At 68.4% G+C, this 13,380-nt stretch carries 11 protein-coding genes; 5 read left to right on the forward strand and 6 right to left on the reverse strand.

The features are described from left to right. The first annotated feature begins 126 nt into the window (after positions 1-126). Both ACWEH3_RS00655 and ACWEH3_RS00660 read left to right on the forward strand, forming a co-directional pair. The gene (locus ACWEH3_RS00655) at positions 127-1,179 is read left to right on the forward strand and encodes an NAD(P)-dependent alcohol dehydrogenase (RefSeq protein WP_450017545.1); all 1,053 of its coding nucleotides are present in this window, start codon (positions 127-129) and stop codon (positions 1,177-1,179) included. Positions 1,180-1,249: 70 nt separating this feature from the next. After that, positions 1,250-2,446 carry an AI-2E family transporter gene (locus ACWEH3_RS00660; protein ID WP_450017543.1) on the forward strand — a complete coding sequence of 399 codons (1,197 nt, stop codon included), beginning with the start codon at positions 1,250-1,252 and terminating at the stop codon, positions 2,444-2,446. A gap of 18 nt (positions 2,447-2,464) precedes the next feature. Here the strand turns inward: ACWEH3_RS00660 and ACWEH3_RS00665 are convergent, their stop codons facing one another. Further along, on the reverse strand, positions 2,465-3,757 hold the full coding sequence (locus ACWEH3_RS00665; protein ID WP_450017541.1) for a phthiocerol/phthiodiolone dimycocerosyl transferase family protein: 1,293 nt from the start codon (positions 3,755-3,757) through the stop codon (positions 2,465-2,467). 119 nt (positions 3,758-3,876) lie between these two features. Here ACWEH3_RS00665 and ACWEH3_RS00670 point away from each other — a divergent pair, with 119 nt between their 5' ends. Then, positions 3,877-4,443 (forward strand): TetR/AcrR family transcriptional regulator, encoded by a 567-nt coding sequence (locus tag ACWEH3_RS00670; protein ID WP_450017539.1) that lies wholly within the window; start codon positions 3,877-3,879, stop codon positions 4,441-4,443. A gap of 111 nt (positions 4,444-4,554) precedes the next feature. Beyond that, positions 4,555-5,880 carry a tetratricopeptide repeat protein gene (locus ACWEH3_RS00675; protein WP_450017537.1) on the forward strand — a complete coding sequence of 442 codons (1,326 nt, stop codon included), beginning with the start codon at positions 4,555-4,557 and terminating at the stop codon, positions 5,878-5,880. Here ACWEH3_RS00675 and ACWEH3_RS00680 read toward each other — a convergent pair. The 5 genes from ACWEH3_RS00680 to aceA form a co-directional block, all read right to left on the reverse strand. Then, positions 5,870-6,436, reverse strand: a complete 567-nt coding sequence (locus ACWEH3_RS00680; protein ID WP_450017535.1) for a TetR/AcrR family transcriptional regulator — start codon at positions 6,434-6,436, stop codon at positions 5,870-5,872. The two genes, ACWEH3_RS00675 and ACWEH3_RS00680, sit on opposite strands and share 11 nt — an antisense overlap. Next, the gene (locus ACWEH3_RS00685; RefSeq protein ID WP_379254046.1) at positions 6,436-6,858 is read right to left on the reverse strand and encodes a VOC family protein; all 423 of its coding nucleotides are present in this window, start codon (positions 6,856-6,858) and stop codon (positions 6,436-6,438) included. Before ACWEH3_RS00685 ends, ACWEH3_RS00680 begins: the two co-directional genes overlap by 1 nt. Positions 6,859-6,964: 106 nt before the next feature. After that, positions 6,965-9,271 (reverse strand): 5-methyltetrahydropteroyltriglutamate--homocysteine S-methyltransferase, encoded by a 2,307-nt coding sequence (metE, locus tag ACWEH3_RS00690; RefSeq protein ID WP_450017533.1) that lies wholly within the window; start codon positions 9,269-9,271, stop codon positions 6,965-6,967. A 396-nt stretch (positions 9,272-9,667) separates the two neighbouring features. Continuing rightward, entirely contained in the window at positions 9,668-10,537 is an 870-nt protein-coding gene (locus ACWEH3_RS00695) for a 3-hydroxybutyryl-CoA dehydrogenase (protein WP_450025810.1), read from the reverse strand. A 295-nt stretch (positions 10,538-10,832) separates the two neighbouring features. After that, complete coding sequence (gene aceA, locus ACWEH3_RS00700) at positions 10,833-12,122, reverse strand: isocitrate lyase (RefSeq protein WP_450025812.1); 1,290 nt, start codon at positions 12,120-12,122, stop codon at positions 10,833-10,835. A gap of 786 nt (positions 12,123-12,908) precedes the next feature. Between aceA and ACWEH3_RS00705 the strand changes: the two genes are divergently transcribed. Further along, positions 12,909-13,307 (forward strand): hypothetical protein, encoded by a 399-nt coding sequence (locus tag ACWEH3_RS00705; protein ID WP_450025814.1) that lies wholly within the window; start codon positions 12,909-12,911, stop codon positions 13,305-13,307. The last annotated feature ends 73 nt before the right edge of the window (positions 13,308-13,380 follow it).

Here is a 13,380-nt window from a genome sequence, read left to right on the forward strand (position 1 = left end):
CATTGTCGCCGGTGCGTGCCGCCGAAGATCATCGAACCGTGCAGCCCGCCGGAAAAATAGCTCGTGAGCGTGCCTTTTCCGTGTCACAGTTGGCAACCGCACCCATGCGACGGTAGGCATGTCCTCATGAGTACTGCCGCTGCCTATGCCCTGTCCACCGCCGATGGCTCGTTCGAGAAGGTCACGATCCACCGCAGGGACCTGGGTCCGCGCGACGTGCTGATCGACATCAAGTTCGCGGGCATCTGCCACTCCGACATCCACACCGCCCGCAACGAGTGGGGCAGAACCCGCTACCCCTGCGTGCCGGGCCACGAGATCGCGGGCGTGGTCGCCGCGGTCGGATCCGCGGTCACCAAGCACCGGGTCGGCGACCGCGTCGGCGTCGGCTGCATGGTCGATTCCTGTGGGGTCTGCGCGCCCTGTCTCGCCGACGAGGAGCAGTACTGCACCGCGGGCGCGACCATGACCTACAACACCCCGGTCGATCCGGCGGTGGAGCCCGGCGGACACACGCTCGGCGGGTACTCCACGCAGATCGTGGTGACCGAGAACTTCGTGGTCGCCATCCCCGAAGGGATCGGCCTGGACGTCGCGGCGCCGCTGCTGTGCGCGGGCGTCACGCTGTACTCGCCGCTGCGGCACTGGGGCGCTGGGCCTGGCAAGAAGGTCGCGATCATCGGCATGGGCGGACTCGGCCACGTCGGGGTCAAACTCGCGGCCGCGATGGGCGCCGAGGTCACGGTGCTGAGCCACTCGCTGAGCAAACAGGACGACGGCAAGCTCTTCGGCGCCACCAACTACTACGCGACCAGCGACAAACAGACCTTCCGCGAGCTGCGCGGCCGGTTCGACCTGATCCTGAACACGGTGTCGGCGAACCTGCCCATGGACGACTATCTGCGCCTGCTGAACCTGGACGGCACCCTGGTGGTTCTCGGTCTGCCCGAGAAGCCCCTGAGCGTCAAGCCGCTCAACCTCGCCGGTTACCGCCGCTCGCTGGCGGGCTCGATGATCGGTGGCATCGCGCAGACCCAGGAGATGCTGAACTTCTGCGCCGAGCACGGCATCGGCGCCGAGATCGAGCTGATCGCCGCCGACGAGATCGACGGCGCCTACGACCGGGTGGTGGCCAGCGACGTGCGCTACCGGTTCGTCATCGACGTCTCCACCATGTGAGCCCGCTCTCCACCGGTACGGCCGCGTGGTGTCGTGCGCGAACCGGTCGTGGCGTGGGTACCTTGGCCTTGTGCCCGCGGAGGACGAAGACGAGACGCCACGACTGGCCATCGCCGCACGCGGCATGCCGCCGTGGCTGCCGCGCGCGTTCCTGCTCGCCGCGGCGACGGTCACCGGGTTGCTGGCGGCCTTCTGGGTGCTCGGGCGACTGCGGAGCCTGCTGACGATTCTGCTGGTCTCGCTGTTTCTCGCCTTCGCGATCGAACCGGCGGTGAACTGGCTGGCGCGGCGCGGCATGCGGCGTGGTCCGGCGACCGGATTGGTGTTCCTCGTCCTGACGGCCCTCGTCGTCGGCTTCTTCTGGACGCTCGGAGCGCTGCTGGTCGAGCAGGTCACCACGTTGGTGCAGCACGCCCCCGAATACGCCGACCGCGGCGTGGACTGGATCAACCACACCTTCCACAAGGATCTGTCCAGTACGGACATCCAGAAGTACGCCACCGACTGGAGCTCGACCCTGGAGGGCTACCTCACCGGATTGGCGGGCAACGTCTGGGGCATCGGCACGGCCGCGATCGGCGCGCTCTTCCAGATCCTCGGCATCCTGCTGTTCACCTACTACTTCGCCGCGGACGGCCCCCGGATCCGCACCACCGTCTGCTCGCTCCTGCCGCCGCGCCGCCAGCGGCATGTGTTGCGCGCCTGGGACATCGCGGTGGACAAGACCGGCGGCTACATCTACTCCCGCGCACTGCTCGCGCTCGCTTCGACACTCGCGCACTACGTCATGCTGCGGCTGCTGGACGTGCCGTCGGCGTTCGCCCTCGCGCTGTGGGTCGGTGTGGTCTCGCAGTTCATCCCCACGGTCGGCACGTATCTCGCCGGTGCGCTACCGGTGATCGTGGGTCTGGTGCACGGGCCGAGCACGGCGCTGTGGATCCTCGGCTTCATCGTGCTGTACCAGCAGTTCGAGAACTACGTACTGCAACCGCGCGTCACCGCGACCACCCTGGACATGCACCCCGCCGTGGCCTTCGGCGCGGTGCTGGCGGGCGCGGCGCTGCTCGGCGCCACGGGCGCGTTGCTCGCCATTCCGGTCACCGCGACGGTGCAGGCGTTCTCCGGCGCCTACATCCGCCGCTATGACGTCCCGGCCGACGTAGAGGCCGACATCGATCGCACGACCGGCTCACCCAAGCGCCGCCGGAAGTTCGCCAGGAAGTTGACCCTTCGCCTGGCCGGCCGTCACGAGCCGCCCGCCGAGTGAACCGGCGACGGCGGGTGGCTAGGCGGCGCGAACGGCGGCCAACGTCCGGACCAGCGCCTTGCTCACCTCGTCCAGCTGCGCCCGGGTGTGCCGTGCGGTGTCGTACTCCACCTGAATGGTCATCCGGTCGCCGATGGTGAACACCGTCAGCTTCGGCGGCATGCCCACCGTCATGGCGAAGACGTCGTTGCGGACGATCCGCAGTCCCGGCGGGGTCGGAAGCGCGGGCAGGCGACCGATATTGGAGATGGCGAAGGTGTTCGGCGAGGAGAACAGCGCGGCGGCCGCCGGGTCGGTGACCCGCTGGGCGGCGAGCATCACCAGCAGTGCTTCTCTGCGCTCGACCGAGGAGCGCATGCCCGACGCCACCGCGTGCGCCAGCGCGATCGGATCGGCTTCCGGTTCGACGAGCGCGTACGTGCCCACCCCCGATACGCAGTTGAGCACGGTGCTCACCGCCAGCGGCGGGACGAGGTCCGCGCGGACGTCGACCGCGTGGCCGCAGATCATCGGCAGCGCTCCCGCGGACGGCTCCAGCTGTGCGCGGAAGGCGGCGAGCGCCGCTCCGGCGACCAGGCTGTTCACCGAGACGCCGTGGAGGCGGGCGGCGGCGAGCACCGCGGCGGTCTCGGTGTCGTCGAGTTCGATCCGGTCCAGGGTCAATCGGTTCGGCCGGTGCGCGCCGTCGCCGGGCTCGGGCAGGTGCCGCGGCGCGAGATCCGGGCTCATCATGGCCGCGCCCGCGCGCATCAGGTCGAGCAGGCCCGCGACCTCCTCGTCGGAGACGATTCCCGCCAGCTCGGTGTCCATCGCCTCGGGCAGGCGCTGGTCCGGATTCGCCTGTGGCGCGGGCGCGCCCGTCACCTGTGCGGTGTAGCGCTCCCACAGCTCGCCGAGCAGCGCGAAAGCTGACCTGCCGTCGGCGATTCCGTGGTGGATGACCAGCACGATCCGAGCGCGGTCGCCGTCGCGCAGGAGATGCGCGTGGAACAACCCATCGGTCCAGTCCTGTGCGGTGTTGACCAATTCCAGGTACTCCGGCTCGCCGCCCTCGGTGATCGTCAAGCGCGGCCGATAGGACTCGTCGGACCGGAAGCATTTCGTTCCCTCGGCGTCGATCACTTGGCTGCGCAGGAGAGGATGCGCGGCCGCCAGTTCGGCGAGCACGCGGGTCAGCGCGGACACGTCGAGGACGCCTCGCACGGTCGAACCGATGAACAGCGGCATGCCACCCACCGGGATGCTGCCGATTCTGGTGCCGGAGCCGAAGTAGCTGCTTTCGAAGGGGGACAGGGGGCGGTGATCGGTCATCATCTCGTTCCTTCTCGTGCGGAAGACCCCACCATACGTATGTTTCAAACGCTTGTCACATACGAACGTTTGAAACGTTCGTTATAAACGCACGTATGGCCCCTTGCTAAGGTGCTGGAGTGGGAACCCGCGAAGACCTGCTCGCCGCGGCCAAGCAGTGCTTGGCCGAGCGCGGTTACGCACGCACGACCGTGCGCGAGATAGTCGCCGCCTCCGGCAGCAACCTGGCCGCGATCAACTACCACTTCGGTACCCGGGACAAGCTGCTCAACCAGGCGATGATCGAGTCGAGCGCGGAGGCGGTGCAGCGAATCGCCGGGGCATTGCCGCAGGACGACCTCGTTACGCCCGCGGCGCGCCTGGAAGTCTTCTGGCGCAAGCTCATCGCATCGTTCACCGAGGACCGGCCGCTCTGGTCGGCGAATATCGAAGGCCTCGCGCAGGCGCTGCACTCCCCCGAGGTACGCGCGGAGCTGGCGACCGCAGAGGAACACGCGCGCCAGCAGCTCTGGCAGTTGTTCGGCCCGCCCCGCGGCGTGGAGGCCGACCGCGCCGTGGGCGCGGTGCTGCACGCGTTGATCGGCGGTCTCATGGCCCAGTGGCTGGTGGATCCCGAAAACGCGCCGTCGCCCGACGAGCTGATCGCCGGATTGCGCACGTTGGCCACCGAGATCGGCCCCGACTGAACCGTCTCGCACCGGCCTATCCCACGCCACGGGTAGCCATGAATCGCGCGCCGATGTAGAACTCTCGGAAAAGGATCCGCACCACTCGGTGCCGAGGCTGGAATGGGAACAATGCTGAAGCGGCCGCCGGACCTGGCCTTCGACCTCGGCAAGATGCACCGCAGGCGCAACGACGTGGCGGCCGCGCGCGAGGCGTTTCAGATCGCCATCGCCTCCGGCCATCCGAACTGGGCGCCGCTGGCCGCCGCGGAGCTGGGCGGACTGCTGAGCGCGGCGGGTGACAAACCGGCCGCGGAAGGCGCCTACCACGTCGCGGTCGATTCCGGCCATGAGGACGCCGGGCCGCGCGCGGCCTACAACCTTGGCCTGCTGCTGGCCGAACGCGGCGACACGGCGGCGGCCGAGGCGATGTACGAGCGCGCCGCCGAATCCGGCCATCCCGACGCGGCGCCGCGGGCCTGGATCAATCTCGGCTACTCGCGCGCCAAGCGCGGGGACTCGGATTCGGCGCGCACGGCCTACCAGCACGCGATCGACGCGGGCCCCGGCGACATCGCCCGGCTCGCCCTGTCCAACCTGGCCTACCTTCTGCGCTCCGAAGACGACCTGGACGGCGTGAAGGCCGCCTACCGCGCCGTCATCGACGGCTGGCCGGAGGATCAGTCGCTCATCGTCGCGGGCGATCTCGTCCAGCATCTGAGCGAGGCGGGCGATCTGCCGGGGGCCAGGGAGGTGAGCCGGTCCTTGGCCGGTTCGGACGATCCCGCGGTGGCCGCGCGGGCCAGTCTGGATGTCGGGGTGTTCAGCGAACAGCTCGGCGAGCCGGACGTGGCGCTGGCGGCCTTCCAGCGCGCACTCGATTCGACGGACGCGGAAGCTCGCGTCCGGGCGGCGGCCGCGCTCGCGCCGATCTACCACGAACGGGCGGCGACCGTGCTGCGCGAGACGGACTGGGCCGGGCTGGCGCACGCCCACGGATCCGCGAGCGATGCCCCCGCCATGCTCGCCGACCTGATCAGCGCGGCTACCGAGGACCAGGCGCGCGGCATCGTATTCCTGTACTCCGCGGTGCTGCACCAGGGTTCGATCTACTCGGTCACCGCGCCCGCCGCCGAAGTCGTGCTCGGCGCCCTGCTGCACGAGCGCACCGACGTGATCTATGTCCGCGCCTGGCTGCGCGATCCGCAACCACTGCGCTTGGAGCTGCTCAACTGGTTGCACGAGGTGATCGCCACCGCGGCATGGCAATCCGCCGCCGAGGACGACGCCGAGCTCGCCCCGGCCGACCGTACCGCCGCCGCGGCCTGCTTGGCGCTGCTGCCGCGCGTGCGGGCCGCTACGGCGGCCGCGCTGGCAATGGCCGAGGTCGAAGCGGTGGCCAATGCCGCGACCGAGGTGCTCGCGACGCTCAGCGCGCTGCCTGCCGTCAGCGAGTGATCGCGCGCAGCACCGCCGTGACCGACTGCTCGGCGAGTTCATCGGTCAGCGGTAGGTGTCCGAACAACGCCCGGTAGTAAATCGGCGCGGCGACCGCGTCCAGCACGAAATCCGGATCGATGTCCGGGTCCACTTCGCCGCGGGCGATGGCCGAGCGCAACGCCGTCGCCGTGGTCCGCCGCCGCGGTTCGAAGACCGTGGCCAGGAAGTGGGCGCGCAACCGCTCGTCACCGGCCAGGTCCGCGACCAGCGCGGGCAACACCCGGTGCAGCGACGTGTCACGCAGCGCGGCGACCAGATCCCGCATGGCGCGGTTCAGGTCGGCGCGCAGGTCGCCGGTGTCCGGGGTCGGTCGCAAGCCGAGCATTTCGGCGACGACGTCGACCACCAGGTGCCGCTTCGACGGCCATCTGCGGTAGATCGCGGGACGGTGCAGACCCGCACGGGCCGCGACCTGCCCGATGGACAGGTCCGCGTATCCCACCTCGTCGAGCAGTTCCCGCGCGGCGGCGAGCACCGCGGCGTCGATGCGGTCGTCGCGGGTTCGTCCCGCCATCAGAAGACCGGTCGCGGCATCAGCACGACGCGCCAGCCGTCCGGATCGGGAAAGGTCAAGCCGCCGTTGGCCGCCCAGAACGGATTCTCGGCGGGCACCGGCTCGACGCCGAACTCACCGAGCCGCTGCGCAACGTCGTACATGTGCGACTCGCTGGTGAAGTAGAGCACCAACAGGTTCTCCCGACTCGGCGCATCGCCGGGGCTGCCGTCCACATGCGTGGTGAATTCCAGGTGGTATCCGGCCCCGGGCAATCCGAGCATCACGCCGTCGTAGCCCGCGTGGTCGCGGAATCGGTAGAGCTCGCGCAGGCCGAGCCCGTCGACATAGAACCGCACCACTTCCTCGAGCCGGTCGGTCGGGCGGGCGATCCTGACCTGTGCGACGCGCAGTGAGTCCGGCCAGCCGTTGTCGGTGTCCATAGTTCAACGATACAGTACGAACTGTACTGAAATAGCTCTGGGAAAACGCCGAGGGCCGCCCCCGTTCGATCGAACGAAGACGGCCGTCGGCGCGTTCTGCCTCAGCTCACTCGGCGGACTCCACCCGTCTGCGGATGCGGCGCGCCGCCGCGACCAAGTTGCGCAGCGACGGCTCGAGCTGCCAGTAGTGCCTGGTCTTCAGGCCGCCGTCCGGATTCGCCCACAACCGCTGCGGCGTCACCGCTTCGGCTGCCGCCGTGAGCAATTCGTCCAGCTCGTCGATGTCCGGGATACGCGCGGACCGGCTCTCGTACACGCCGGGGCCGACGCCGTGGCTGAGCCCGTGCCCGGAGGCGCAGTCCTCCTTCAACGCACGCAGCACCCATTCGATCGAGCGCGTCGCGACGATGGCGGTGACGTCGGCGTCGAGTTCTTCGATCGCCTCGACCACCTCGGCGCGGCCGGAATACCCGATGTGCGTGTGGATCTGCGTTTCCGCCTGCACCCCCGAGGTGGCCAGACGAAACGCGCCGACCGCCCAGCGCAAATACTCGGCGCGCCCCTCCGGGCGCAGCGGCAGCATCTCCCGGATCGCGGGCTCGTCGACCTGGATGATCGCGATGCCCGCTTTCTCCAGGTCCACCACTTCGTCGCGGATGGCCAGCGCCACCTGGTCGGCGGTCTCGTGCAGCGGCTGGTCCTGCCGGACGAACGAGCGGGCGATCATGGTGACCGGCCCGGTCACCATGCCCTTGACCGGCCGGTCGGTGAGCGACTGCGCGTAGGTGATCCACTCCACCGACATCGGCGCCGGGCGCGACACGTCGCCGTAGATGATCGGCGGCCGCACACAGCGTGATCCGTACACCTGCACCCAGCCGAAGCGGGTGGTCGCGAAACCGTCGAGCAGCTCGGCGAAGTACTGGATCATGTCGTTGCGCTCGTGCTCGCCGTGCACCAGCACGTCCAGGCCGATGTCCTCCTGCAACCGGATCGTCGCCTCGATCTCGGCTTCGATCCGCTTGCGGTACTCCTCGTAGGACAACCTGCCCTCGCCGAGCTCGTAGCGCGCCTGGCGAATCCGGACGGTCTGCGGAAAGGAGCCGAGCGTGGTCGCGGGCACCGGAGGCAGGTTCAACTTGCGCTGCTGGGCTTCCCGGCGCACCTCGTAGGGCTCCCGCGAGCGCATGTCCGAGGTGATCGCGTAGACCCGCTGCCGCACCGCGTGCTTCTGCTTGAAGTGCACCTCGGTCGGCCGCTTGCGCCACTTGTCCGACGGGCCTTCGGTGAGCGCCTTCGCGAGCGAGACCACCTCGCCCACCTTCTGTTTCGCGAACGCGAGCCGATCGGCGACATGCCCCTCGATGTCGTATTCGACCAGCAGGTCGTAAGGCACGTGCAGCAGCGTGGTCCCGGTCGAGACCACCAGGTCCGGGCACACCTGCGCCAGTTCGTTCAGGTATTCCAGCGTGACGTAGCGGTCGGCGCGCCACACGTTGCGGCCGCTGATCACGCCCGCGTACAAGCGCTTGCGGCGGATGCCGGGCACCTCGGCCAGATCCTCCGGGCGCATCCGGTGACTGGCGAGGTCGAGGCCGATCGCCTCGATGTTCGTGCTCGCGAGAATGGCCAGCGCCTCGCCGAAATCGCCGTACTGTCCGGTGACCAGGATGCGCGGACGCAGCGGGGCCTTGCCCAACCGGTGATAGGCCGACTCGAACGCGGCCAGTTCCGCGGGCGTGCGCTCGCTGGTGAACGCGGGCTCGTCCAGTTGCACGCAGGTGGCGCCGCGCTTGGCGAGGATCTCGAACAGTTCCTCGTAGACCGGTAGCAGCTTGTCCAGCAGGCTCAGCGTGTCGAACCCGCCCGACTCGCCGGGGATGTGCCCGGCCTTGGACAGCAGCAGCAGCGACACCGGGCCGAGGACCACCGGCCGCAGTTCGATGTCGACCGCCTTCGCGCGGTCGAATTCGTCGAGCAGCGCCTCGGGGTGCAGCGAGAACTCGGTGTCGGCGTCCATTTCCGGCTGGCGGTAGTGGTAGTTCGTACCGAGGAACCGGACCAGCTCGAGCGGCGGAAGGTCCGGACGGCCGCGCGCCATCAGGAAGTAGAAGTCCAGCGGATGCAGGCCCTCGCGATACGGCTCGAACCGCTTGGGCACCGCGCCGAACAACAGCGCGTTGTCGAGCACGTGGTCGTAGAACGAGAAGGTATTGCCCGGCACCTGGGTCAGTCCGGTAGCGGCCAGCTCGTTGAACTGGGTATCCTGGATCTCACGGCCGACCGCGAGCAGCTTCTCGCGGTCGAGCGAACCGTGCCAGTAGGCCTCCAGGGCCCGCTTGAGTTCGCGGTGCGGCCCGATCCTGGGATAGCCGAGGATGCTCGACCCGTAGCCGTCGGTCACGTTCACCATGAGCGGGATACCTTCTTTCGATCACCTGCGCGGCCCTTGCCTGGATCGACGGATCGACCCGGCGCTGCGCTCCGGATACCCAGCCGAGCCGTCACCATGGCCCGGCTGTTGTGCAGCTTATGCCGATTGCCGTCGACGGCCCGGCGACACCGTTCCGGTCGACTCCACGTCGGGGTCGTTACGCGCCCCCCGACTGGGGCCACCGCCGCGGCGCGTCTACCGCCGATCGTTCGGTGCTCGCTCCCCCGGCCCCCTGGGTGCGAATCTTACGAGCACCGTTCGCGGCCCGTCTCGCGTCCGAGTGTCCGTTGTGCATGCGCCGAAGGCGCGAGCAGCGGACGCTCGGACGCGAGACTTCCAGGGGCCGCGAACACGCAGCGCCGCGGGCGCTGCGAATCAAGCACGGTATTGGTAGAAGCCCGCGCCGGTCTTCTTGCCGAGCAGGCCCGCCTCGACCATGCGCATCAGCAGCGGCGGGGCCGAGTACAGCGGCTCCTTGAACTCGCCGTACATCGAGTCGGCGATGGACTTCACGGTGTCCAGGCCGACCAGGTCGGTCAGCGCCAGCGGGCCCATCGGGTGGGCGCAGCCGAGCACCATCGCCTTGTCGACGTCCTCCTTGGTGGCGAAGCCGGACTCGACCATCCGGATCGCCGACAGCAGGTACGGCACCAGCAGCGCGTTGACCACGAAACCGGAGCGGTCGGCCGAGCGCACGACCTGCTTGCCGAGCACGTCGCCCGCGAACGCCTCGGCCCGCGCGGAGACCGACTCACTGGTCTTGAGCGTGGTGACCAGCTCGACCAGCGGCAGCACCGGGACGGGGTTGAAGAAGTGCATGCCGACCACGCGCTCGGGGTTCGCCGTGGCGACCGCGATCTTCATGATCGGGATGGAGGAGGTGTTGGAGGCCAGTACGGCCGAAGGGTCGGTGACGACCTTGTCGAGCTCGGCGAAGATGCTCGTCTTCACCTTCTCGTCCTCGAGCACCGCCTCGACCGCCAGCTGACGGTCGGCGAAGTCGCCGAGATCGGAGGTGAACCGCAGCCGCCAGGCGGCCTGCTCGCGTTCGCGCTCGGTGATCTTGCCGCTGCTCACGCCGCGATCGAGGGACCGCAGGATGCGCGCGCGGCCCGCCGCGGCCAGTTCCCGGGTCTGCTCGTACACCAGTACGTCGACGTGCGCCCTGGCACACACCTCCGCGATTCCGGCGCCCATCTGGCCGGCGCCGATGACACCGACGCGTTGGATCTTTTCGCTGCTCACGTCCCGCTCCTGCTGGGTTGTCTGGCTCTGGGGTGGCTGGTCTGCGAAGGTGTCGCTCCGGTGTGAGCGCGCCCTTCGATGGTCCAAGGTATAGGGATGCCCTCCCCGCCGGGGCTGTTCAGCGGGGAGGGCAGTACACCCCTACCGGAGTAGAGGATTGTCGGTTTTCACGTCGGGAACCTCACTTCCCTTGCGAGCACCAGTTGTGTTTTCGAACGGCTCGCGCGTCGCTCCGAAAGCGGCATGCGACGCGCGGGCCGTTCGACCAGCCGCGACCGAAGCGCGGCGGCACAGCTCAGTGGAACTGGCCCTCTTCGGTGGAGCCCTTGAGCGCCGCGGTGGAGGTGTTCGGGTCCACGGTGGTGGCGATGGTGTCGAAGTAGCCCGCGCCGACCTCACGCTGGTGCTTGATGGCCGTGAAGCCACGCTCGGCGGCGGCCTTGAACTCGCGCTCCTGCAGGTCGACGAAGGCGGTCATGCCCTCGCGGGCGTAGCCGTAGGCCAGGTCGAACATGCCGTAGTTGAGCGAGTGGAAGCCGGCCAGGGTGATGAACTGGAACTTGAAGCCCATCGCGCCGAGCTCACGCTGGAACTTCGCGATGGTCGCGTCGTCCAGGTGCGCCTTCCAGTTGAAGGACGGCGAGCAGTTGTAGGCCAGCAGCTGGTCCGGGAACTCGCCACGGACGGCCTCGGCGAACTTGCGCGCGACCTCGAGGTCCGGCACGCCGGTCTCCATCCAGATGAGGTCGGCGTAGGGGGCGTAGGCCTTGGCACGCGCGATGCAGGGCTCGATGCCGTTCTTCACACCGAAGAAGCCCTCGGCGGTGCGGGTGCCGTCCAGGAACTCACGGTCGCGCTCGTCCACGTCCGAGGTGATCAGGGTGGCGGCCTCGGCGTCGGTGCGGGCGATGATCACCGACGGCACGTCGGCGACGTCGGCGGCCAGACGCGCGGAGGTCAGGGTGCGGATGTGCTGCTGGGTGGGGATCAGCACCTTGCCGCCCAGGTGGCCGCACTTCTTCTCGGAGGCCAGCTGGTCCTCCCAGTGCACACCGGCGGCGCCGGCGGCGATCATGGCCTTCTGCAGCTCGTAGGCGTTCAGCGCGCCACCGAAGCCGGCCTCGGCGTCGGCGACGATCGGGGCCAGCCAGTTCTGGACCGAGGTGTCGCCCTCGACCTTGGCGATCTCGTCGGCGCGCAGCAGCGCGTTGTTGATGCGGCGGACCACGGACGGAACCGAGTTGGCCGGGTACAGCGACTGGTCGGGGTAGGTGTGGCCGGACAGGTTCGCGTCACCGGCGACCTGCCAACCCGACAGGTAGATGGCCTTCAGCCCGGCGCGGACCTGCTGGACCGCCTGGTTGCCGGTGAGAGCGCCGAGGGAGTTGATGTAGTCCTCGTTGTTGACGAGATCCCACAGGATCTCCGAGCCGCGGCGGGCGAGGGTGGCCTCCTCGACGACCGTGCCCTGGAGCTTCGACACCTGCTCCGCGGTGTAGTTACGGGTGACGCCCTTCCAGCGCGGGTTGGTGTCCCAATCCTTCTGGATTTCCGCGGTGGTCCTCGGGGTGCCGGTGGTCGACATCTGTGACTCCACTTCCTCGTTCGGTGCTGCCGCCCGGTCGAGCTACGAAACAGCTCGTACTGCTGGAGCGGCAATTTGCAGGCTTGCTAGGCCCTTGGGGTGTACTTCCACACGATGGCACATGAAGAAATAGGCGTCTACCTGTTGTTAGTGTGAATCTGAGCTAGGTTTTCAGCCCTCTTTGCTAAGTCTGCAAAATTTGCCCTCGAATTGCAGTAGTGCAATCTACCGGCCGGTAGCTCTGACATGGGATTTTAGCGTAACGCTCGTACTGTTAGCGATCGGCGGGCGGCCCCCTACACCCCGGCTCTGCAATTCCCAACTGTGAGGACCTTCACACGACCACTGTGGCCCACGCCACCCCTCGATCTCGGGCTCGATTCCCCCGGCCTCAGGCCGGACGGGGGAAGTTCCGAGCCCGGCAAGGGTGGCTCCCTCCGTCTACCACCCTCCATTGCCCGCTCCCGACAATCCCGTCAGTTGGATTCCTCGGACCACCCCCCATCCGGACGTCGTCGCTGGATGAGACCAGATCGCGAGACCTGCTGAGGCGGGTAGCAAGGAGCTACGAGGCGTGAAGACCGACCTATCCGGGGCGAAGTGGTTCAAAAGCAGCCACAGCGCCACTGGCAACCTCTCCGACTATTCCGGCTCACGAGTGGCACATGAGCGAGAGCCCTTCTCGCGTTTTGCCGCAGCCTTGTGCCACTCGTGGCGGAAGATGGCCGATCCGAAGGGGGCGGTCTCGAGCAGTGTTCGGCCGTGTGGGCGAATGGCAGGATGGGCATGGGTATAGACGAAGCAGTTCGAGGTGCCCGGCTGCTGGCGGCCGATATCGAGCAATCCCTGGGGTTCTCGACACAGATCAGCACCGAGTACACCGAGGACTGGCGGAGATTCGGCGAGCAGCCCGGTCGCCCGGTGCCGAAAGCTTGGGTGAGCATTGGAGTGCCGGATGCAGGCACCTCCGCGGCGCTCGACCCCACCGAGTCGGGCAGCGGCACGGCCGAGGGCTTCGCGATGGAGTTGGCGCGAATCCTTCAGGACGACATTCAGATTCACATACGCGAGCCGTGGCCGAAGGACCCCGCTGCCAGCGGCCGGGCGCTGGAACCGACCGAGCGCGGTTGGCGAAGCCGAACGGATCCCGGGTATCTCGTGCCGTACGGCAGGCTGGGCCGCTGAGCGGGCATGCGCACGGGCATTGTCCCCAACCTGGGCGCAGGATCAGTCCGTCCGCGGCAATGATGTAGCGAGC

It is taken from the genome of Nocardia sp. NPDC004718, from assembly GCF_053601535.1.

Excerpts from the sequence above, each read along its gene's own strand:
- ACWEH3_RS00665 (WP_450017541.1), bottom strand. The coding sequence starts at position 3,757 with ATGACCGATCACCGCCCCCTGTCCCCCTTCGAAAGCAGCTACTTCGGC.
- aceA (WP_450025812.1), bottom strand. The coding sequence starts at position 12,122 with ATGTCGACCACCGGCACCCCGAGGACCACCGCGGAAATCCAGAAGGAT.
- ACWEH3_RS00680 (WP_450017535.1), bottom strand. The coding sequence starts at position 6,436 with ATGGCGGGACGAACCCGCGACGACCGCATCGACGCCGCGGTGCTCGCC.
- ACWEH3_RS00705 (WP_450025814.1), top strand. The coding sequence starts at position 12,909 with ATGGGTATAGACGAAGCAGTTCGAGGTGCCCGGCTGCTGGCGGCCGAT.
- ACWEH3_RS00685 (WP_379254046.1), bottom strand. The coding sequence starts at position 6,858 with ATGGACACCGACAACGGCTGGCCGGACTCACTGCGCGTCGCACAGGTC.
- ACWEH3_RS00655 (WP_450017545.1), top strand. The coding sequence starts at position 127 with ATGAGTACTGCCGCTGCCTATGCCCTGTCCACCGCCGATGGCTCGTTC.
- metE (WP_450017533.1), bottom strand. The coding sequence starts at position 9,271 with ATGGTGAACGTGACCGACGGCTACGGGTCGAGCATCCTCGGCTATCCC.
- ACWEH3_RS00675 (WP_450017537.1), top strand. The coding sequence starts at position 4,555 with ATGCTGAAGCGGCCGCCGGACCTGGCCTTCGACCTCGGCAAGATGCAC.